Origin of the sequence: Peribacillus sp. NPDC101480 (assembly GCF_050277335.1) — a bacterium.
GTDB lineage: Bacteria > Bacillota > Bacilli > Bacillales > DSM-1321 > Peribacillus.
Genome location: NZ_JBNNSB010000001.1, coordinates 683,042 through 704,301, shown reverse-complemented (window position 1 = coordinate 704,301; position 21,260 = coordinate 683,042). Strand labels below are relative to the sequence as shown.

Genomic DNA, 21,260 nt, shown 5'->3' with positions numbered 1-21,260 from the left:
CAGGCATACTAGTCGAACTTTTTAGAAAATTTAATATGTATCACTTCCCGATAAAGCTGGAAGCAGAATTAACCGATTCTTTCGAGGATGGCTCGCCATCCTCTATTTAAATCGTTAACTTTTCAGGCCACAGCCGCCAATCAGAAGGCGGTGAACATCTGGTGCAAGGTCTGGGAGCGAATACTTTTGCTCATTCATGACCCAGGTCGTCACTGTTTCGTCAATCGTTCCAAAAATCATCTGCCTGGCAAGTAAATTATTTAAATCAGGCAGGAATTCGCCGTTTTCTTTTCCTTCTATAATGATTTGATCGATTAAATTTAAATACCCTCTTAACACATCATTAATTCTTAGGCGCAATTCTTTATTCGACTGTCTTAATTCCAACTGAGTGACAATTGCTAAATTCACGTCTTCTGAAAGGTTTTTAAAATGTTTTTGGATGAGCACATGCAGTTTATCCGAAGCAGTGGTCTTTCCTTTTAGCTCTTCTTCGATCTGTTCCACAAAATAGCCCATCTTTTCATGGAATAATGATATTAGGATATCTTCTTTATTTTTAAAATAAAGATATATGGTGCCATCCGCTACCCCTGCCTGCTTGGCGATTTTGGATACTTGGGCTTGATAGTAACCGTTTTGGGCAATGACGATAACGGCCGCATCAATAATTTGATTATACTTAGGTCTGTTGCTTTTCACTGGATGTCCCCTTTCAGAAAATGAATGAATCATCATTCATATTTCTATCATAAAATGATGACCCTTTACTGTCAAGCAAAACTTCTAAGGGGCCTGACATTCCACTTCTGTTCATTGTACAGTCCCCATCCATAGGTTGTCCAGCCGTTTTGCAAAACACGGAGCTCTCTTCCGCTGCTCCGTTAAAAGGGGGGTGCATGTTTAAGCTTCTTTTCTTTCCTCGGATATTTTTTTCTTTTCCTCCTCGATTAGGACCCTTCTCAGGATCTTTCCTATCGTCGTTTTTGGAAGTTCATTCCTGAATTCATAGCTGCGCGGCACCTTATAGGAAGCCAGGTTCTTTCTGGCAAATTCATTCAATTCCTCTTCTGTGACCCTCGCATTTTTTTTCAGTACGACATAGGCCTTGACGGTTTCCCCGCGATATGGGTCAGGGATACCTGCCACAACCACTTCCTGTATGGCCTCATGCTCGTATAGCACCTCTTCCACCTCACGTGGATATATATTGAAACCGCCTGCAATGATTGTATCCTTTTTCCTCTCGACGACATAAAAGAACCCCTGCTCATCCATGTAACCCAGATCGCCAGTAAGCAGCCAGCCATTTTTAAAGGTTTTTTCCGTTTCATCCGGACGATTCCAATATCCTTGCATCACCTGTGGTCCTTTTATTGCAATCTCTCCAATTTCATTCGGAGGAAGCTCTTCAAAGTTTTCCAGGGACAGAATCACCGAGTCGGTATCTGGCCAAGGCAGTCCAACGCTTCCTTTTACACGCGGCTGATCCCAAATGAAATTAGCATGTGTCACCGGTGAGGTTTCTGAAAGCCCATAGCCTTCAACAAGCTTTCCGCCGGTAATTTTCTCAAACTGCTCCTGGACCTCTAAGGGCAATGATGCAGAACCGCTTATACAGGCATTGATGGAAGAAAGGTCATATTTGGCGATATCCGGATGGTTCAAGAGGCCAATATACATCGTGGGTGCTCCTGGAAACATGGTCGGTTTCTGTTTTTGAATGGTTTTAAGCGTCGCTTCGACATCAAATTTTGGCATGATGATCATGGTGTTCCCTTCCATGACGGATAAAACCAAAACTGTAGTCATACCGTATACATGGAAGAAAGGCAGAATCGCAAGGATCCTTTCCTCACCGCGCTTATTTTTATAAAGCCATGCATTGCACATTTTCGTATTTGCCAGCATGTTCTTATGGGTAAGCATGACCCCTTTGGGAAAGCCTGTTGTCCCACCTGTATATTGCAAAAGCGCAAGGTCATTATCCACATCGATTGGCACTGTGACTTCTTCAGTGATCTTTCGTTTCATGATTTCGGAAAATAAATGATGATTCCCTTCATGCTCCACATTAATGACAATGCCGTATTGCTTTTTTTGGATAAAAGGATAGATAAGATTTTTCGGGAATGGTAAATATTCCTTGATAGCGGTTACAATTATATGTTCTATATCCGTTCTTGATGCCACTGCTGTGACACGGGGAAATAAAATATCCATCGCTAAAATTATTTTCGCTCCGGAATCTTTCATTTGATATTCTAATTCACGTTCCGTATAGGTTGGATTCGTTTGAACCACGACTCCGCCGGCCATCAAAATCCCAAAAAAGCTTATGACACCCTGAGGGCAGTTTGGAAGCATGACGGCAACGCGTTCACCTTTTTGAAGACCGATACTTTTTAAATAGGCTGCAAACTTTAAAGCCGATTCATGCACTTCCCGGAAAGTTAATTCTTTTCCCTGGAAATGAATCGATACTTTATCAGGGAATTCTTCAGCTGATTCCTTCAAAAAAGAATAAAGAGGTTTATCTTCGTACGACAAAACAGCGGGTATCTGTTCCGGATAAATAGCTTGCCATGGCTTATTGCTCATTTGCCCACCCCTTCTGAATATTCTCAATACTCTTAATCATTATAATACAATCGGGATTTTCTTACAATTGCCGAATTTCAGAGTATAAAGACCTTATGATGAGAAGCAGACCAGTATATATCCTATGCCAACCACAGGGAACGAAATACATTAAAAGAGAGAAAAAAAAGGAGTGGATCCACTCCTTACAGACTGTAGACAAATTAGGGTAGAACCAGTTTACCTTCAATTCTAGTGAAAGTTTCATCTCATATAAGTTTGCATGCACGGTAAAGCATTAAGCGATAATGCTTCAATCTTTTGTATCAATTTGGAGTGAACCCTATTTCTCTTCCTTTGCCGTAAAGTCTATTTGACCAATGTTATTTCTAACTTTTGTAAGAGTTCAAATAAAAGAAGCGGCACAATGGCCGCTTCAATTGAAGAATGTCATATAAATGATTCCAAACAGAAAAAAGATACCGCAACAAACAATTAATACTTTTGCAAGTTTCTCCACAGCTTACTCCCTCTCATGAAGGGCATTAAGAAATTCCGGCGCCGATGACAAAAGATAATGCGATTGATATGATCATCGATAGGAATCCAACTGCCCGATTATCTTTTTGTATTTCTTCATCTATTTTAAATCCAGGAGTCATAAATTCAAAAATGAAATACCCGATTAACAGCAGGACAAATCCGTATACGCCCCAGCCAATCATGGTAAGAAGCGAATTCTGAAGGAGAATGGACTGTTGGAATACATAGGCGATCCCAAATATTTTACCACCTGTTGCCAATGCGACAGAAAGGTTTCCCTGTTTGATTTCCTCCCAGTTCTTGTACTTTGTGACAAGTTCAAAAATGGCTAAAAAAACAATCATGCACAAAATAACGACACTGTAACGAGCAGCTATATATACATATTCATTTTCCCACATGTTCTCCATGGTCCAACTCCCGAATGGTAACTAGCCACCCGGCTTGGCTAAATAGCCGGAGTGACCGCTTTCCTTTATTTAAATTCCACCACCGTAACACCTGTTCCGCCTTCACCGGCTTCCCCGAAGCGAATCCTTTTGACAGAGCGGTGATTTTTCAAGTATTCCTGGACTCCGGACCGAAGAGCGCCCGTTCCTTTACCATGAATGATGGAAACACTCGAATAACCGGCCAAAAGAGCATCATCAATGTACTTTTCCACTCTTGAAATTGCATTTTCAAAGCGTTCTCCACGGAGGTCAAGTTCCACGCTAACATGATAATCGCGGCCTTTGATTGTGGTAAGCGGCTTTGTTTCTTTTACTTTTGTGCTCTTGATGAATTCCAGGTCAGACTCCTTCACCTTCATCTTCATGATGCCGATCTGAACCTGCCATTCATTATTTGAGACCTTCTCAATCAAGTGACCTTTTTGACCAAAGCTTACTACCTTAACTTCATCTCCAGGTTTCAAGCTTTTATCCAGCGGCTTAGCAGCTTTATTTGACGTTTTTTTCACTTTAGGCGCTGCTTCTTCAAGCCGCTTTTTGGCATCGATCAGTTCATGCTCTTTAACATCGGCATGCTTTTCCAGTCGCAGTTTACGTAAATCGGCAATGATCGCTTCCGCTTCCTTTTGTGCATTTTCAACGATTGCTGCTGCCTGTTTTGCTGCCTTTTCGACCATCGCATCCCGTTCTTCATGGTACTCATCAATTTGCCTTTGAAGGTCTTTATGAAGAATTTCCGCCTCTTTCAGGTGATTCTTGGCTTCCAGCTCCTCTTCTTCAGCCTTCTTGCGGCTGTCCTCAAGGGATGCTATCATATTTTCAACTTTATTCGTGTCCTCACCAATATGACTGCGGGCGCTGCTTATCACGCTTTCTTCCAAACCAAGACGCTTGGAAATTTCAAAAGCATTACTCCGCCCTGGTACACCGATCAAAAGTTTGTAGGTGGGACTCAAGGTTTCCACATTAAATTCGACGCTAGCATTAATGACGCCTTCCCGATCATATCCATACGCTTTTAATTCCGGGTAATGTGTCGTTGCAATTACACGTGCTCCGCGCTTATACACTTCATCCAAAATGGAAATGGCCAAAGCGGCACCTTCCTGTGGATCTGTTCCCGCTCCAAGCTCATCGAATAAAACAAGGCTGTCATAATCGACATGCTTAAGGATATCGACAATGTTGACCATATGCGAAGAGAATGTACTTAAGCTTTGTTCAATCGACTGTTCATCGCCAATATCGGCATAAACAGAAGAAAACACAGCCGTTTCGGAACCATCCAGCGCAGGGATTTGCAGACCCGACTGGGCCATTAACGTACAGAGGCCTATCGTTTTCAGGGTAACCGTCTTCCCTCCTGTATTTGGACCGGTGATGACGATTGTCGTAAATTCATCACCAAGAAAAATATCATTGGCTACGACAACATCACTCGGAATGAGCGGATGTTTCGCTTTGAATAATTTCACGCGTCCCTCATTATTCAGAATCGGCTTGGATCCTTTTATCGCTTTTGCATATTTTGCCTTAGCAACAAGGAAATCGATTTGTGCAAGCACTTTGACATTATGAAGCAATTCAGGGGTGAACGCACCGACTTTTTCCGATAGTTCAACCAATATCCGTTCTATTTCCTGCGTTTCCTTCACCCGGGTTTCCTGCAGGACATTATTCAGTTGAACAATTGCTTGCGGTTCAATGAACAACGTCTGCCCTGATGATGATTGATCATGAATGATTCCGCCATATACACTGCGGTATTCCTGTTTTACCGGGATGACGAATCGATCATTTCGGATGGTGATGATGGCATCGGATAACATTTTTGATGCATTTGAAGAACGGATCATACTTTCCAGTTTTTCCCTGACGCGACTTTCGTTCGTCCGAATTTGGTTTCTTAGGGTACGAAGCTTGTCGCTGGCAGAATCCATCACTTCGCCATGTTCGCTTACTGCAAACGTAATTTCCTGTTGCAAATCAATCAACGGATGAAGGGAATCGATATATTCAGCTAATAGCGGAACATCAATTTCCTGCTCTGCGAGTTCTTCGAAAAAACGGCTGAGGATCCTGCCGGCACGAATCGTACTCGCAAGTTCCATCAGTTCCATCGGTGAGAGCATTCCGCCAATCTGTGCCCTTTTTGCATGTGGACGGATATCGAAAATCCCGCCCAATGGCAAGTTACCTTTCAACCGGACGATTTTGGCTGACTCATCTGTTTCTTCCTGCCATCTCGACACTTCTTCAAAATCCGTGGAAGGCATTAATTGCTCTGCCTTCTCTTTTCCTATGGATGAGGATGCTTGTGAGATTAATTGTTCTTTTATTTTATGAAATTCCAATGTCTTTAAAGCTTTATTATGCATGGAGTTAAAGCTCCTCCTTATTTATGGGCAAATAGTTAATCATTTCTCTTTAAAAACGCGAATAATCCATCCGTATCCCTTGCATTAAGAACCGTTGATTCTTTAATCCAGCCCTTTTTGGCTGACGAGACCCCAACAGGCATATGTTCAAGCATGTCGATGCTGTGGGCATCCGTATTGATTATGATAGGAACTCCCGCTTCTTGCGCCTTGCGCAGATGGGGAGGTGCCAAATCCAATCGGTTCGGATTCGCATTCAATTCCAAGGCGGTATTCGTTTCACGAGCCAGTTCGATCAGCATCTCTATATCCACATCATATCCGGCGCGTCTGCCAATGATCCTTCCCGTTGGATGGGCGATGATGTCTACATGCGGATTATTCAGAGCCGTTTTTAAGCGCTCCATGATCGTTTCCCGCGGCTGTGAAAAGCTTGAGTGAATCGATGCGATCACCAAATCCATCTCTGCAAGCAGCTCATCGTCATAATCAAGTGTCCCATCAGGAAGTATATCCATTTCAATCCCTGAAAGAACGGTAAAGTCAGCGTATTTTTCATTAAGTTCATGGATGATTCGTTTTTGTTCTCGTAAACGTTCCGCGGTCAAGCCGTTCGCCACTTTCAGATATTGCGAATGATCGGTGATGGCCATATATCGATACCCTTTTGCACGGCATGCTTCAATCATTTCTTCAATCGTATGAGCCCCATCACTCCATGTGGTATGCATATGCAGATCACCTTTAATGGCCTCTAAAGATATGAGAGGTTCATTAGCATCATAATGCTCGACTTCCGTTCCATCTTCACGTATTTCTGGCGGAATGAAAGGAAGGCCAAAATGGTTATAAAATTGTTCTTCCGTTTCAAACGTCAATACATCACCGGTTTCAGTCACTTCCACCCCATATTCGCTGATTTTCTCTCCGCGATCTTTAGCAAGCCGGCGCATCCGCACATTGTGATCCTTCGAACCTGTAAAATGATGGAGTGTCGTGATGAATTCCTTATCCTTAACGATTCGGAAATCAACAGAAATATCATATTCATAATCAAGCACGACCGATACTTTTGTATCACCGGCCGCAATTACCTGCTTTATCCCTTTTATTGCTAGCAGTTGATTTTTAACCTCTTCGGGATGATCTGTCGAAATGATGAAATCTAGGTCCTTGATCGTTTCCCTCATGCGCCGGATGCTGCCGGCCCTGGAAGAACGGATGATGTATTCCATGTTAGCAAGGGCCGTTTCAATATCAGCCGCAATCGGCCTCATGAAGGCAAGGGGGAGTCGATCGGGCCTTGAACCCGCCTCGGCAATTGCAGACAGGATCTTCTCTTCCGTTTTTTTGCCGAAACCGGCAAGCGCCGCGACCCTGCCTTCTTCACAGGCGATTTTAAGATCATTCACATCTTTGACATGCAGCTCTTTATGAAGCTTGGCAATTTTCTTCCCGCCCAAACCTTGAAGCTGCAAGAGCGGAATCAATCCTTTTGGCACCTGCTCCTGAAGCTCTTCAAGTACAGTCGATTTCCCCTCATTTATATACTCTTCGATGACGGATGCCGTTCCTTTCCCGATTCCATTTAAAGCGGTAAAATCTTCGATCTCCGACAGGCTCCGGTCATCCGTTTCCAAGGCGCCTGCTGCCTTTCGGAAAGCTGAAACCTTGAACGGGTTCTCTCCTTTTAATTCCATATATATTGCAATTTTTTCTAATAATTTAATGATATCTTTTTTATTAATTGTCATTTAATTCACCGCCGGAAAAATTAGTAGGGTCTCCCATGTTCACTTTCTTAAAGATACCTTTCTTGGAGGTAAAGTACAAGCAGTCCGATTCTTAACTTAGGGGGAGTTACATGCTGCTACATAAAAAGGGGCCTCCCCCGTTCAAAGTATAGGAATCCAGGACTTTGAGAAAGGGAGGCAGGCCCACTTATACTGACATTAAGATTGTTTTAGATCATGAAACCAAAGTTCCTTCACCTGCTCGGATAGGAACGGCGTATGTTTCACGATCGATTCTGCCAGAAACGAGCCCGTTAATGGTTTCTGGATTGAATCCATTGGTAGCATGGCAGCTATATATAATATAATAAACATGATAAGATAGACTTCGAGAAAGCCCAATATCCCTCCACCCCAGCGATTCAGCTGCTTTAATATCGGAAGATGGGTAATGAAGTTGAGCATGGATCCTATCATTTGCCAAAGAATCTTGGCAGCAAAGAAAATGATTGCAAAGGCAATTGCATTGTAATACGCCGTATCAAGCCCGACTGTATTGAAAAACATATTAAGGGTCGAGGAATCTCCCATCGTTGGAAAAGGAATCCACAATTTCAAATTGGGAGCAAGATCTCCGTAAAATACATAGGCGACGATGAAGGCTACTATGAACCCTGTCATATGAACCGTTTGTAAAATGAAGCCACGCTTTAAACCGATTAATAAACCGATTAAAAGAATGGCCAGAATTGCTAAATCAAGCATGTACTCAGTCCTTCTCTCTCTTTAATTCCAGTTGAAGCTGGTCTAATTCATCTTTTAATTTAATATATTCGTGGATGGTATTCACGGCCGTTAGCACCGCTAGCTTACTTGTATCCAAGTATGGATTTTTCATCCTGATCTCTCTCATTTTTTCGTCAACCATCGAAGCGACCAGGCGCATATGACTTGCGCTTTCTGTGCCGACGATTGTATATGGTTGTCCGTATATATCAACTGTTGTTTTATTTCGTTTATCGTCTGACAAAATGATGCCCCCAATCTAAACAATCCTAATTCTATCATATCACGAAGTTTTTCGTCATGAAAGAGAGTACATCGTCATTTCTCGCATAAAAATTTCAATAATTTGTCAAACGAAAACGAATTTTAGGAAGAGGATTACCTAATAAACAAAATGAAGTTAGGAGCTTACCCATTATGTCCCATGTTGTTTTACTTATCAGCCCTGAACAAATAAAGGCTATGAAGTCCCACTATTCTTCATCCTTGGCCGCCAAGCTGCCGCCCGGGAGCATCTTTTCCGCCAAACCGCCGTTATGTACGGTGACCGCCTATAAATCTGGAAAGGTGCTTTTTCAGGGTAAAAATGCCGAGCTAGAAGCAGTAAAATGGCAAAATGGCACCACTGTTGCTGCTCCAAAGAAAAAAACGACATCCTCTGCATCAGTCAATGTCCATCGATATTCGCCGCCTGCAAATATCGGAACCATGTCTGTGATTGGATCCGATGAGGTCGGAACAGGAGACTATTTCGGCCCGATCACCGTCGTAGCCGTATATGCAAAAAAGGAACAACTAGCCCTATTAAAGGAGCTTGGTGTCCAGGATTCCAAAAATCTTAAAGATCCACAGATCATCGAAATCGCCAAACAGATTAAGGATGTAGTGCCATTCAGCCTACTCACATGCGACAACCCGAAATATAATGCGCTCCAGGCAAAGGGAATTTCACAAGGAAAAATGAAGGCACTCCTCCATAACCAAGCAATCAAGAATCTCATGCAAAAAATCCACCCGGAACAAGCGGAAGCGGTCCTTATTGATCAATTCGCCCAACCAGAGGTATTTTTCAATTACCTTAAAGGGCAAGAACTATTTCAAGCTAACGCCACCTATCTATGCACAAAAGCGGAAGGCATACACCTTGGAGTAGCAGCCGCATCCATCCTGGCCCGATATGCATTCGTGAAACGCTTTGACTTGCTGAGTGAAAAGGCCGGATTCAAAATCCCTAAAGGAGCCGGGTTTGCAGTCGATGAAGCGGCCGCAAGATTGATTCATGAAAAAGGAATCGATTCATTAAACGAATTCACGAAAACCCACTTCGCCAATACAGAAAAAGCGAAGCGACTATATCAACAGAAATATCATAAATAGAAGAAAGCGGCTGATCTTTTGGAAAAGCCGCCTTTTTCTCGTGAGTTCGCTCCATATTCGTGAGTTCACACTATTTACTCGTGAATTCACGTCATTTACTCGTGAGTTCGCTCCATTTACTCGTGAATTCTCGCCTTTTACTCGTGAATTTGCACCATTTACTCGTGAGTTTGCGCTTTTTACTCTTGAGTTTGCGCTATTTACTCGTGAATTTGCGTTTTACTCGTGAGTTCGCATTATTTACTCGTGAATTCTCGCCTTTTACTCGTGAGTTTGCGCTTTTTACTCGTGAATTTGCGTTTTACTCGTGAGTTTGCGCCATTTATTTGTGAGTTCGCGCCTTTTACTCGTGAATTTACGCTTTTTACTCGTGAGTTTGCGCTATTTACTCGTTAATTTGCGTTTTACTCGTGAGTTTGCATCATTTACTTGTGAGTTCGAGCATTTACTCGTGAATTTACGCCATTTACTCTTGAGTTTGAGCTATTTACTCGTGAATTTGCGTTTTACTTGTGAGTTCGCGCCATTTACTCGGGAATTTACGCTATTTACTCGTGAGTTTGCACCATTTACTCGTGAGTTTACGCTATTTACTCGTGAATTCACGTCATTTACTCGTGAGTTCGCTCCATTTACTCGTGAATTATCGCAATTTACTCGTGAGTTTGCACTATTTACTCGTAAAATCCTAAAAGACAGCTCCCCAAGATTCAGGGAGCTGTCTTTTTGGTTTTATCCTCTTAGCTCTGCGCCAGCTTTTTCTTTAACGGCTTCAAGCACTTTATCATGTGCTTTTGTAATGTCCTCGTCCGTTAGAGTACGTTCCGGGTCGAAGTATTTCAGTGAGTAGGCAATGGATTTCTTGCCTTCCTCCATTCTTTCACCTTCGTATAAGTCGAAGATGCTTACTTCTTTCAGCAATTTGCCACCGGCTTCTTCAATAATTTCCTGAATGTCCCCGGCTTTCGTAGCTTGATCCACAACGAGCGCGATATCGCGTGTGGTTGATGGATAGCGCGGAATGGTTTGGTAAGCAATCGGCGCGACTTCGGCTTCTGCCAATGCTTTTAAGGAAAGTTCGAAAATGTATGTTTCTTTAATATCCAAGTCTTTTTGGACAGTTGGGTGCACTTGGCCGATAAAGCCAATCACTTCACCATTCAATAGTACTTCCGCTGTCCGTCCTGGATGCATGTCGTTGATTTCCGCTTGGCGATAACTGATTTGATCAGCTAATCCAAGTGTGTCGAATAATGCTTCGATCACGCCTTTGGCTACAAAGAAATCCACTGGTTTCTTTTCACCTTGCCATAGATGTGACTCCCATAGGCCTGTGATTGCTCCAGCAATATGTTCTTTTTCTTCAGGCAGCTCTTGTTCGTCACGCTTAAAGAATACCGAACCGATTTCATACAGTGCCAGTGAATCAATTTGGCGGGCATTGTTATATTTCACGACTTCCAGCAATTGAGGCACGATGCTTAAACGCAGCTGGCTCCGTTCTTCACTCATTGGCATTGCTAATCGTATGGATTCTCTTGCTTCCAATGCAAATTGGGACGCTTTTTCCTGGCTTGTCAGTGAATAGGTCACCGCTTGATAAAGGCCTGCGCCTTCAAGTGTACGGCGTGCCTTCCGCCGTTTAATTTGATAGTCAGTCAATTGGCCTGGGGTAGCAGAGCCGATTGGAAGTGTAGCAGGAATGTTATCATATCCATATAAACGTGCCGCCTCTTCGACTAAATCAGCTTCAATCGTAATATCACCACGGCGCGTCGGGACTGTGATTGTGAATGTTTCATTGTCAAGTTCAACGCCGAATTGCAGACGTTTGAAGATTGATTCCACAATTGATACGGTCATGCTTGTGCCAAGAAGTGTGTTGATTTTTTCAAGAGTGATGCTAATGACTGCAGGTTCCATTGTCAATTCGTCAACTTCTGCTGCTCCTTGTAAGACTGTTCCGCCTGCATATTGCGCAATCAATTGTGCAGCACGTTCTCCAGCTTCACGTACACGTGCTGGGTCGACGCCTTTTTCAAAGCGGGCACTGGCTTCACTGCGTAATCCATGGTCCTTTGATGCTTTACGAACTACTGTACCTGCAAAATATGCACTTTCAATAATGATGTTCGTCGTATCATTTTTAACTTCGGAATCAGCTCCGCCCATCACACCAGCTATCGCAACAGGCTCGCTGCCATTTGTGATCACTAAATGGTCAGGTGTCAAAGTGCGTTCAGTTTCATCCAATGTTACGATTTTTTCAGCATCCTTCGCTCTGCGGATGACGATCTCCTTTGAACCAAAGCGGTCATAATCAAAGGCATGGAGCGGTTGGCCGTATTCAAGTAAAATGTAGTTCGTGATATCCACGACATTATTATGAGGTCGGATACCTGCAGACATCAACCTAGTCTGCATCCAAAGCGGTGAAGGGCCGACCTTAACATCCTTGATGATTTTAGCCATGTATATCGGGTTATCTTCTTTCGCTTCCACTTTGACACTGATATAATCAGTTGCTTTTTCAGCTGCCTCTTCTTTCTCGACAACCGGCCATTTCACTTCCCGGCCTAGAATCGCTCCCACTTCGTATGCAACACCAAGCATGCTCAAAGCGTCGGAACGGTTTGGAGTCAGCCCAAGTTCCAGCACTTCATCACTTAAACCAAGTTCCTCCAATGCATCTTTCCCTACTTCCACATCATTCGGGAAGACGAAGATACCTGTAGCATAATCCTTGGAAACGAGCTTGGATTCGAAGCCCAATTCCTGAAGCGAGCAAATCATCCCGTGCGATTCCTCTCCGCGAAGTTTCGCTTTCTTGATTTTGAAGTTACCTGGAAGGACCGCGCCAACAGTAGCGACTGCGACTTTTTGGCCTTTATCGACATTCGGTGCTCCACAGATGATCTGAACGGGATTTTCAGCCCCGATATCAACTTGGCATTTATTCAATTTATCCGCATTTGGATGCTGTTCACGTTCTAGGACATGCCCGATGACGACCCCTTTTAGCCCTTCACTTTTCTTTTCTACCCCTTCAACCTCAATGCCGCTTTTCGTGATTTTGTCAGCTAGCTCCGTCGCATTGATGCCTGAAAGGTCAACATAATCTTGTAACCATTTATATGACACAAACATGGTAGGTCCTCCTTTTTAAAATAAAAAATTTATGCTTCGTGATGGTTGAATTGTTTTAAGAATCGGACATCATTCGTATAGAAATGACGGATATCGTCCACGCCGTACTTCAACATGGCAATCCGTTCCACACCGATTCCAAATGCGAAGCCAGAGTATTTCTTGGAATCGAAGCCAGCCATTTCAAGGACGTTCGGATGAACGATTCCACCGCCAAGCACTTCGATCCAGCCTGTTTGTTTACAAACGCTGCAGCCTTTACCGCCGCAGATTTTACAAGAAATATCGACTTCGACGGAAGGCTCGGTAAATGGGAAGAAACTAGGACGAAGACGGATTTCACGGTCTTGCCCGAATACTTTTTTCGCAAATACGTCTAGTGTTCCTTTCAGATCGCTCATGCTGATGTTCTCATCGATGACCAAGCCCTCAATTTGCTGGAATTGATGGGAGTGTGTCGCATCATCGTTATCACGGCGGTATACTTTTCCTGGGCAAATGATTTTAACAGGACCTTGACCTTTATGTTTTTCCATCGTTCTTGCTTGAACAGGTGACGTATGCGTACGCATCAGGATTTCATCCGTGATGTAGAAGGAATCCTGCATATCACGTGCCGGATGGCTTTTTGGCAAGTTAAGTGCCTCGAAGTTGTAATAGTCGCTTTCAACTTCAGGACCTTCCGCGACGGTATAACCCATACCGATGAATAAGTCTTCGATTTCTTCCACGACACGTGTTAATGGATGAAGGTTCCCCTTGTTTACCGGACGTCCTGGAAGTGTGACGTCAATCGTTTCAGTTGCTAGCTTTGCATTGACTGCCGCAGTTTCAAGTGCTTTTTGTTTCTCCTCGATCTTTGTTGCGATCGCTTCCCGTACATCATTGGCAAGTGCCCCGATTTTCGGGCGTTCTTCGGCAGATAATTTACCCATGCCGCGCAATACCTCAGTGATTGGCCCTTTTTTCCCTAAATAAGCAACACGGACTTCATTCAGTTCTTTTAATTCGGAAGCGGCGGCAACTTTTTGCAACGCTTCTTCCTGCAGTTCTAATAAACGTTCCTGCATCATGTCTTCCTCCTTTATTTTCCTTTTGTAAAAATGAACACAAAAAAACCCCGATCCCTAAAGGGACGAGGTTTATGTATCGCGGTACCACCCTTATTAGTGCACAAAACAACTTCTGCACTCACTTCATTAAAAATAACGGCTCTTCACCGGAACATTTTTCAGACATCCTGTCTTCCCAATGCCAACTCGAAAGGTGAATTCACTTAAGCAGTGCCATAAAAATGCTTTCAGTCAAGGCATTTTCTCCCTGGATATGGTTAACTAAAGCTACTAGTCTTTGTCATCGTCGTTTCATTATAAAATTCTGTTTTATTATATTATAATTCTTCGGCCGTTTCAAATCGATTTTCGTAAATGGTACATTAAAATCCCGGCAGCGATACCCACATTCAATGATTCGCTTTTTCCGTAGATGGGAATATAAAGGTTTTTAGTCGTTTTCACCAATAATTCCTTCGATACCCCTTGGCCTTCATTACCGACCAGGAGGGCAAATCGGGAAGACTTTTCCACTTCCTCAAATGGCGATGCGCCTTCTAATGCCGTGCCATAAACCGGTGTGCCGCCTTGCTTCAGCTCATCGATGATTTCGGAAAGGTTCCCTTTAATGACAGGCATATAAAAGAGGCTTCCTTGCGTCGAACGGACCACTTTGGGATTATACAAGTCGGCACACCCTTCGCCAAGTATGACCGCATCGATTCCAGCAGCATCCGCTGTCCTGATCATCGTTCCAATATTACCCGGATCTTGAACGGCATCGATCAACAATAGCTTATCCGGATTGATGGACGCCATGCTCGTTGATTTCTGTTCACAAACCGCGGCAATTCCCTGCGGGGCTTCGGTATCGCATATCGCCTTCATAATATCATTTTTCACATAAATGAGTTCTGTGCCTTCCACCTTAAAATGGGCAGGCATTTCAGTTTCTTCATTTATGATCACTTCCAAGACGATTTCTTCTTTTAAGGCTTCTTCAACTAAGTGAAAACCCTCGATTAAATATTTACCTGTTTTATCGCGTTCTTTTTTTGTCAAAAGTTTTTTCCAATGCTTAACTTGCGGGTTTTTTACGGATTCGATATATTTCAAGGGTAAACGCTCCTTTAACTTCTCACTGATTTTCCTATTATAACGCAATTCGCATACATATTGCATGCGAGTTTGTGAAATGCTATTAATGTCAGTCATTATGTGTTAGAGGAGGAATAATTATGAATTTAAACTTACGTAATGCGATCATCCAAAATGTATCTGGAAATTCGCAAGAGCAGCTGGAAGACACGATTGTCGATGCCATACAAAATGGCGAGGAAAAAATGCTTCCTGGATTGGGAGTATTATTCGAGGTCATCTGGCAAAATTCATCCGAGCAGGAAAAACAGGAAATGATCACTGCCCTCGAAGCAGGATTAAAAAAATAACAGCCTTAGCAGGCTGTTATTTTTTTGATTTCGCTTCGCCAGCCTTAAGTTTTTCGATGGAGACTTCTTCATCAAGCAGCAAGATGAGTTTTTTTGAGCTCACTTCTTCAAGCATCGCTTTTGTCTCAGCAAAAGAGTAGCCATATTTCGTGAAAAAGCTGCGTAAATCTCCAGATCCTTCATCTGTGAAGTAATGGAAAATTTTCAAGAAAAGAGTGTCCTCCTTATCCTGATTGGCAATGATCAGTATATCCGTATGTTCATTTCCAAGCTGCACGTGATTTTTTATATCAGCTGCCACTGTCATTTGGGTGCCAGATATGCCTTTAGCTTTTAAGTCTTGAATTGCAGCAAGTATTTCCGGATTAGAGTCAAAAACACCATATACGTTTTTTTCCATGTTTCTCCCTCTCCTTGTTACTCTACTAAAAATAAAATTCCTTAGTCATTATACCTTGCGGCTTTAACTTTAAACAAGCAAATAGTATAGCGGAAATTCGCAACTAATTAACGGGAAAACCCTTTGCCTAAAGGATTTTTAAAAAACAGCCTGTAGACAAACTAGATGAAGAATCGAGTTTGCCTGCAATTTCTTTATGGCTTGTACAACTTGGACGTTGATTTCCATTCCAGGCACCCGCTCGCTCCAATCAACTATATCAAATCGGAGGATATAAGATGTTGCTTTGGGTCAGATTTTTCGGGAACATAAGATAAAGATATATTTTCCGAAACCCTCTTTATCCACAAACTGAAGAACAGCCTTGTGCAGGCTGTTCTTTTTGCGTATTACAGATTGTCGGTATTGATTCGATTTTTGATGTATTCTTCTTGCAGGCCTTCCTCTGGCTGTCCGCTCGCATTCGGGCTCAGAGTCTGATCCAGTGATCCTTGGGCATCGAGGGCTTTGTCAGTATCGGCAGAAAACAAGTCTGCATGAGGGTCGCTTGCCAGTGTTCCTTCATGATTACCTGGTTTTTGCTTCTTGAATTTTTCCGTGGAGTTCCCCCAGATTTCCCTTTCTTGAGCTCGCTTCGTACCCAGTTCTTCATTTTCAAAGATGTTAGCTGAATTCCCGTGAAGCTCTTCACTTCTTCCTGGCTGTGCTTCCACTTCTCCTGATTGATAGGCATTCGCTGTTGTTTCAGGAAAAAGGTTAGGGTCCGGATTGTTCACCACTCCTGTTTTAAGCGGATTCTCTGCAGGTTCGTCCGTATCCTCGATGCGGTCGGAAGTTATGTTCTCTCGTGCTGATACGGTTTTCGATTCATCTAAAAGAATCAGGAATTTTCCAGCCTCCACTTCATTTATATAAGCAGTGGCTTCACTATCGGCAAGCCCTAACTCACCTAGTCGGTTCCTTATATCTTCAGAACCCTCGTTCAGGAAAAAATGTTTCATCTTATCAATGAAGGAATCCTCATTTAAGTTAGTAACGACTTCGACATCCGGATCACGCTTTTCATTGACGAAATCCAAATCTTCTTTCCTATCAGCCATTACCGTTATTTCTCCTTCATGGACCCCCTTTCCCTTGAGGGATTGTATAGCCTGGATTAGTTCTTTTTCCGCATTAAAAACACCATATAATGTTTTTCCCATGCTTCTTCCTCCTCCTATTATTCCGATATTTCTTCTTATGTGTATTTATACCCTGATGGGTGCTAATTAAACAAAAAGGTTTGCCTTCCCTAGGCTCGAACCTTTAATAAGTCTCTAAAATCAAAAAGAAGCCTGCAGTTTTAAAACTGCAGGCTTTTTCCTTCAAGCTTAGAAGCGGTCGGTTCTATGTTCAGTTGCCTTTTTCTCATTCACGATCGAATCATCTGTACTATCAAGCTGAATATCTTCCTTTTTAAGAGTATCCTGAACTTGTTCCGTTTCTTGTACAGCATGTTTCTTGATGACAATTTCATCAGTGACGACCGGTTTTTTCGAAACTTCCAATTTTTCTTCAACAACAGGGATCCTGATTGTTTCCCCATCTTCAATGCTCCCGGTTTCCAGATTCGCTTCACGTCCTGAAACTGATCTATGCTCGACTGTCACTTCTTCGTGTTCAACAGGGACATTTATCGTTTTATTCTGTTCATTGACTTCTTTGTTAATGACGACTTCACCTGTCTGAACTTTTTCTTTATCGATGTTCAGCTGTTCTTCGCGTAGTGTAAGCGTCCTTTCATCCTCTGGCAATTCACGGCCGTGTCCGTTGACTCCATATACATCTTCTTTATTTAATGCATCGGTTTTTTCAGTGCCGTTAAATAGTTGGTTGGTGGAGTTTGTATCAAGCCTTGTACCGGCAGTGTCCATTGTTCCGGTCGTGAATTTATCTTTTGCCGTTCCAAGATGGCCTTCGCCTTCTTCTACCAGAACCAGGACTTTTCCGTTCTCTACATCAAAGACATGTTCAGCCGCTTCACTATTCGAAAGGCCTGCATTGGCCAATCTTGTTGAAAGATCTGCCGTATCTTCCGGCATGAAGAAACGTGCCACCTTGTCCATAAACGATTCGTCGTTAGGAACATTGGTCATTGTATGAACATCCGTTTCGCGTTTGTGGTTCGTGAAATCCAATGTTTCTTCCTTGTCCGCGACGACAGTAATATCGTCCCCTTCAAAACCCTTTGCCTTAAGTGCATTAATTGCTTGGATCACTTCTGCGTTTGATTCATAAACTCCATATACTGTTTTATTCATTTTACATTCCTCCTTAGGTTTTGTTGTTTCGTTTAGTGGATGCTATATATAAACACTACCCGCCATGGTCCTAAGTAAACGAGGAATCAATATTTCTTTTTTGTTATAACATTTACAATTCGTTCTCAGCAAAGAACGCATTTTTTCTAAAACCCAGACTTTGCAAGGGATTCCTCATTTATAAAAATGTAATGTTTAACCAAATAATTACATTTGTTTTCTATTTACATTCTTTTTTCTTCTATTATAAAGCCACAGCCTTTATTAGCAGGTCTGCAATATGCACTGCTTTCGTACAATCCCCCAAGTTTTCCCTCTCGATCCCCAATTGCATTTGTAACAAACAGCCAGGGTTTGCCGTTACAACAATATCGGCGTGTGTCGATTTCGTGTTCTCCATTTTAGAGTCAAGAATATTCATGGACATCTCTGATTCAACAATATTATAAATCCCTGCGGAGCCGCAGCACCGATCCGCATCCTTCATTTCCCTGAAGTCGATTCCTTCTATCGATTGAAGGAGAACTCGCGGAGCCAATGAGGTGTTCATCACATTCCGTAAGTGACAGGAATCCTGAAAAGTTACCGATTGAGCCGGCAATTTCAAGCGAACCTTTTCCTGGAAACGCAAATCAACAAGTATCTCGCTGATATCTTTCAACTTATTTTTAAATGCGATTGCACGGTCGTGCCATTCTGGTTCAGCTTGGAGCAGATGGTCATAATCTATGAGAAAAGCTCCACAGCCGCCGGCATTCGTAATAATATAATCAACTTCCTCTGCTTCAAAAGCTTCTATATTACGCTTGGCCAGTTGCTTAGCACCTTCTTTTTCGCCACTATGCCCGTGCAGCGCCCCGCAACATGCCTGGGATTTCGGAATCACGATATCACATCCGGCCAGTTGAAGAAGCTTTAATGTGGCCTTGTTCGTTTCCAAAAACATCGTATCCATCAAGCAGCCGGAAAAGAAAGCCACCTTTTTGAGCGGCGTTCCGGTTGCAGGCAGCTTGGTCGGCCTATTTTTCATTTCTGATTTTTTCGGGACTTTCGGCAGCACTTTTTCCATGGTTGCCAAATTTTCCGGAAGCAGGCTGAGGACTCCCGTTTTACGGGCAATGTATTGCAGTCCTGATTTCTGATAGAAGCCAAGCAAACTCGTCATGGCCTGCATTCGCTCCTGGTGTGGGAATAACCCACTAAAGACGGCCTTGCGAATCGTTTTTACAGGGTAACTGTGTTTTTTATTCTGATGGATGATATCCCTTGCTTCTTCAAGAAGATGTCCATATTTGACACCTGAAGGACACACAGGCTCACAAGCCCTGCAGCCGAGGCAAAGACTCAACGAACGTTCTACATCCTCATCAGGCTCAATCACACCATCCGCCACCGCTTTCATAAGTGCGATCCGGCCCCTTGGTGAATGGGATTCCTTTAGCCCCGATTCTATGTATGTCGGGCAATGGGGTAAGCAAAAGCCGCAGCGCATACAATTCAACAATTCATCTTCATTCATTTTTTCCGCGAATTGAATGGCAATAGTTTTCCTTTCCTGAACTGTCGTCATGAAGTAACCACCACTCTTTTCCTGGTTTCCTTGGCAAATACTTTGCCGGGATTCATGATGTTATTGGGATCGAAAGCTTGTTTAATCGCCCTCATTGCGTCAATCCCTTCTTTCTTCAGCTTCCATTCAAGATACGGGGCCTTCATCGCTCCTACACCATGTTCACCGGTAATCGTCCCGCCAAGGTCGATAGCCGCGGCAAAAATGTCGGCAAAAGCGAGCTCCACCCTCTCCATTTCCTCATGATCCCGAGCGTCGGTAATGCACGTTGGATGCAAGTTCCCATCCCCAGCATGACCAAAAGTGCAAATATCCACGTCATGCTTGTCTGCGATTTCATTAATTGCTTTAACCATTTTGGCAATTTCCGAGCGGGGAACGGTGGCATCTTCCAAAATGGTTGTCGGCTTTAGGCGTGCCAGTGCGGAAAGGGCTGTCCTTCTTGCTGTTTTCAAGGCGACAGCGTCAGATTCCGTTTCGGCAATTTCCACTGAAACCGCCTTCTCCTCTAGACAGATATCGGCCATCCTTTTCATATCACGTTCCACCACTTCAGGCGGCCCATCCTGTTCAATCAGCAGGACCGCTTCCACATTGGTGGGCAAACCGATTTTCGCGAAGTCTTCAACAACTATCAAAGTCGGCCGATCCAGAAATTCTAATGTAACAGGAATGATTTTATTTGAAATGATCTTGGCCACTGACTGGGCTGCAGCATCCAGATCTTGATATAAGGCAAGCATCGTCTTTGTCGTTTCCGGCATGGGGATCAGCTTTAGGATCGCTTCCGTAACGATTCCCAAGGTCCCTTCCGATCCGACAAATAGTTTCGTTAAATCATATCCGGCTACGTCTTTGGCAAGCTTGCCCCCTGTTCGAATGATGTCCCCGTTCGGAAGGACAACTTCAAGCCCGATGACATAATCACGGGTGACTCCGTACTTTAATCCTCGCAGTCCACCAGAGTTCTCATTAATGTTGCCGCCAATCGTGGAGATTTTCATCGAACTCGGATCCGGGGGATAAAACAATCCCTTCTCTTCAACTGCTGAAATCAAGTCCAATGTGATGAGCCCAGGCTGTACGGTAGCCGTTAAGTTCTCCTCATCTATTTCAAGTAATGAATTCATTCGATTGAATAAAAGGACAAGCCCACCCTCTGTCGGGCAGGTGCCTCCGCTCAAATTCGTCCCAGACCCGCGTGGAACGATCGGAACATTATATTCCTTACAAACTTTGACGATGGCTGCGACTTCAGCTGTGCTGCCCGGTTTAATGACAGCATCCGGCATCGCTTGAAAGCCTGGCGTTGCATCATATGAATAGACTAGACATTCCACTTTGGAGTCATCGTAATTCTCCTGACCGACGATGGTAAGAAGTAGCTGCTTAACCTGTTTTGTTAACATGTACATCCTCCTCATAAACATAGGAAATTTCGAGATTTTTTATATGTTGTAAGTATAAGAAAAAAAACACTTGGCCTTCTATGTA

At 43.2% G+C, this 21,260-nt stretch carries 17 protein-coding genes and 1 other annotated feature; of the genes, 2 read left to right on the top strand and 15 right to left on the bottom strand.

The features are described 5' to 3' along the window. Positions 1-114 precede the first annotated feature (114 nt). From ACQKMF_RS03555 to zapA, 7 genes are all read right to left on the bottom strand, one after another. A complete protein-coding gene (locus ACQKMF_RS03555; protein WP_101222845.1) occupies positions 115-702 on the bottom strand; it encodes a TetR/AcrR family transcriptional regulator in 588 nt (195 codons plus the stop codon). A gap of 201 nt (positions 703-903) precedes the next feature. After that, a complete protein-coding gene (locus ACQKMF_RS03550) occupies positions 904-2,601 on the bottom strand; it encodes a long-chain-fatty-acid--CoA ligase (RefSeq protein WP_427571795.1) in 1,698 nt (565 codons plus the stop codon). Positions 2,602-3,125: 524 nt separating this feature from the next. Continuing rightward, positions 3,126-3,533, bottom strand: a complete 408-nt coding sequence (locus tag ACQKMF_RS03545; RefSeq protein WP_402898235.1) for a DUF350 domain-containing protein — start codon at positions 3,531-3,533, stop codon at positions 3,126-3,128. A 65-nt stretch (positions 3,534-3,598) separates the two neighbouring features. Further along, on the bottom strand, positions 3,599-5,953 hold the full coding sequence (locus ACQKMF_RS03540; RefSeq protein WP_427571793.1) for an endonuclease MutS2: 2,355 nt from the start codon (positions 5,951-5,953) through the stop codon (positions 3,599-3,601). A 35-nt stretch (positions 5,954-5,988) separates the two neighbouring features. Then, positions 5,989-7,707, bottom strand: coding sequence for a DNA polymerase/3'-5' exonuclease PolX (gene polX, locus ACQKMF_RS03535; RefSeq protein ID WP_427571791.1), 1,719 nt, complete (start codon positions 7,705-7,707; stop codon positions 5,989-5,991). Positions 7,708-7,905: 198 nt separating this feature from the next. Further along, the gene (locus tag ACQKMF_RS03530) at positions 7,906-8,451 is read right to left on the bottom strand and encodes a CvpA family protein (RefSeq protein WP_427571789.1); all 546 of its coding nucleotides are present in this window, start codon (positions 8,449-8,451) and stop codon (positions 7,906-7,908) included. Between the two features lie 4 nt (positions 8,452-8,455). Next, positions 8,456-8,716, bottom strand: coding sequence for a cell division protein ZapA (gene zapA, locus ACQKMF_RS03525; protein WP_048678967.1), 261 nt, complete (start codon positions 8,714-8,716; stop codon positions 8,456-8,458). Between the two features lie 173 nt (positions 8,717-8,889). Between zapA and rnhC the strand changes: the two genes are divergently transcribed. Further along, positions 8,890-9,849, top strand: coding sequence for a ribonuclease HIII (gene rnhC / locus ACQKMF_RS03520; protein WP_427571787.1), 960 nt, complete (start codon positions 8,890-8,892; stop codon positions 9,847-9,849). Positions 9,850-10,581: 732 nt separating this feature from the next. On the opposite strand, the gene pheT is transcribed toward rnhC, so the two are convergent. The 3 genes from pheT to ACQKMF_RS03505 all read right to left on the bottom strand — a co-directional run bounded on the left by pheT (position 10,582) and on the right by ACQKMF_RS03505 (position 15,230). Further along, complete coding sequence (pheT, locus tag ACQKMF_RS03515; protein WP_427571785.1) at positions 10,582-12,996, bottom strand: phenylalanine--tRNA ligase subunit beta; 2,415 nt, start codon at positions 12,994-12,996, stop codon at positions 10,582-10,584. A gap of 29 nt (positions 12,997-13,025) precedes the next feature. Continuing rightward, a complete protein-coding gene (gene pheS / locus ACQKMF_RS03510; RefSeq protein WP_098370018.1) occupies positions 13,026-14,066 on the bottom strand; it encodes a phenylalanine--tRNA ligase subunit alpha in 1,041 nt (346 codons plus the stop codon). 58 nt (positions 14,067-14,124) lie between these two features. Then, positions 14,125-14,362, bottom strand: a binding site (T-box leader). 43 nt (positions 14,363-14,405) lie between these two features. Beyond that, a complete protein-coding gene (locus ACQKMF_RS03505) occupies positions 14,406-15,230 on the bottom strand; it encodes a TrmH family RNA methyltransferase (RefSeq protein WP_427571782.1) in 825 nt (274 codons plus the stop codon). 56 nt (positions 15,231-15,286) lie between these two features. Between ACQKMF_RS03505 and sspI the strand changes: the two genes are divergently transcribed. Further along, a complete protein-coding gene (sspI, locus tag ACQKMF_RS03500; RefSeq protein WP_057911488.1) occupies positions 15,287-15,496 on the top strand; it encodes a small acid-soluble spore protein SspI in 210 nt (69 codons plus the stop codon). Positions 15,497-15,512: 16 nt separating this feature from the next. Here sspI and ACQKMF_RS03495 read toward each other — a convergent pair whose 3' ends face one another. The 5 genes from ACQKMF_RS03495 to glcD all read right to left on the bottom strand — a co-directional run bounded on the left by ACQKMF_RS03495 (position 15,513) and on the right by glcD (position 21,175). Continuing rightward, complete coding sequence (locus ACQKMF_RS03495; RefSeq protein WP_101222856.1) at positions 15,513-15,896, bottom strand: general stress protein; 384 nt, start codon at positions 15,894-15,896, stop codon at positions 15,513-15,515. Positions 15,897-16,285: 389 nt separating this feature from the next. After that, positions 16,286-17,098: a general stress protein gene (locus ACQKMF_RS03490; RefSeq protein WP_427571779.1), complete on the bottom strand. Its 813-nt coding sequence runs from the start codon at positions 17,096-17,098 to the stop codon at positions 16,286-16,288. A 168-nt stretch (positions 17,099-17,266) separates the two neighbouring features. After that, entirely contained in the window at positions 17,267-18,196 is a 930-nt protein-coding gene (locus ACQKMF_RS03485; protein WP_427571777.1) for a YsnF/AvaK domain-containing protein, read from the bottom strand. A 244-nt stretch (positions 18,197-18,440) separates the two neighbouring features. Continuing rightward, positions 18,441-19,766 carry a (Fe-S)-binding protein gene (locus tag ACQKMF_RS03480; RefSeq protein ID WP_402938849.1) on the bottom strand — a complete coding sequence of 442 codons (1,326 nt, stop codon included), beginning with the start codon at positions 19,764-19,766 and terminating at the stop codon, positions 18,441-18,443. Continuing rightward, positions 19,763-21,175 carry a glycolate oxidase subunit GlcD gene (glcD, locus tag ACQKMF_RS03475; RefSeq protein WP_427571775.1) on the bottom strand — a complete coding sequence of 471 codons (1,413 nt, stop codon included), beginning with the start codon at positions 21,173-21,175 and terminating at the stop codon, positions 19,763-19,765. The genes ACQKMF_RS03480 and glcD overlap by 4 nt, the downstream gene beginning before the upstream one ends. Positions 21,176-21,260: the final 85 nt, after the last annotated feature.

Excerpts from the sequence above, each read along its gene's own strand:
- ACQKMF_RS03550 (WP_427571795.1), bottom strand. The coding sequence starts at position 2,601 with ATGAGCAATAAGCCATGGCAAGCTATTTATCCGGAACAGATACCCGCT.
- ACQKMF_RS03545 (WP_402898235.1), bottom strand. The coding sequence starts at position 3,533 with ATGGAGAACATGTGGGAAAATGAATATGTATATATAGCTGCTCGTTAC.
- ACQKMF_RS03540 (WP_427571793.1), bottom strand. The coding sequence starts at position 5,953 with ATGCATAATAAAGCTTTAAAGACATTGGAATTTCATAAAATAAAAGAA.
- polX (WP_427571791.1), bottom strand. The coding sequence starts at position 7,707 with ATGACAATTAATAAAAAAGATATCATTAAATTATTAGAAAAAATTGCA.
- ACQKMF_RS03530 (WP_427571789.1), bottom strand. The coding sequence starts at position 8,451 with ATGCTTGATTTAGCAATTCTGGCCATTCTTTTAATCGGTTTATTAATC.
- rnhC (WP_427571787.1), top strand. The coding sequence starts at position 8,890 with ATGTCCCATGTTGTTTTACTTATCAGCCCTGAACAAATAAAGGCTATG.
- pheT (WP_427571785.1), bottom strand. The coding sequence starts at position 12,996 with ATGTTTGTGTCATATAAATGGTTACAAGATTATGTTGACCTTTCAGGC.
- pheS (WP_098370018.1), bottom strand. The coding sequence starts at position 14,066 with ATGCAGGAACGTTTATTAGAACTGCAGGAAGAAGCGTTGCAAAAAGTT.
- ACQKMF_RS03505 (WP_427571782.1), bottom strand. The coding sequence starts at position 15,230 with ATGCAATATGTATGCGAATTGCGTTATAATAGGAAAATCAGTGAGAAG.
- sspI (WP_057911488.1), top strand. The coding sequence starts at position 15,287 with ATGAATTTAAACTTACGTAATGCGATCATCCAAAATGTATCTGGAAAT.
- ACQKMF_RS03495 (WP_101222856.1), bottom strand. The coding sequence starts at position 15,896 with ATGGAAAAAAACGTATATGGTGTTTTTGACTCTAATCCGGAAATACTT.
- ACQKMF_RS03490 (WP_427571779.1), bottom strand. The coding sequence starts at position 17,098 with ATGGGAAAAACATTATATGGTGTTTTTAATGCGGAAAAAGAACTAATC.
- ACQKMF_RS03485 (WP_427571777.1), bottom strand. The coding sequence starts at position 18,196 with ATGAATAAAACAGTATATGGAGTTTATGAATCAAACGCAGAAGTGATC.
- ACQKMF_RS03480 (WP_402938849.1), bottom strand. The coding sequence starts at position 19,766 with ATGACGACAGTTCAGGAAAGGAAAACTATTGCCATTCAATTCGCGGAA.
- glcD (WP_427571775.1), bottom strand. The coding sequence starts at position 21,175 with ATGTTAACAAAACAGGTTAAGCAGCTACTTCTTACCATCGTCGGTCAG.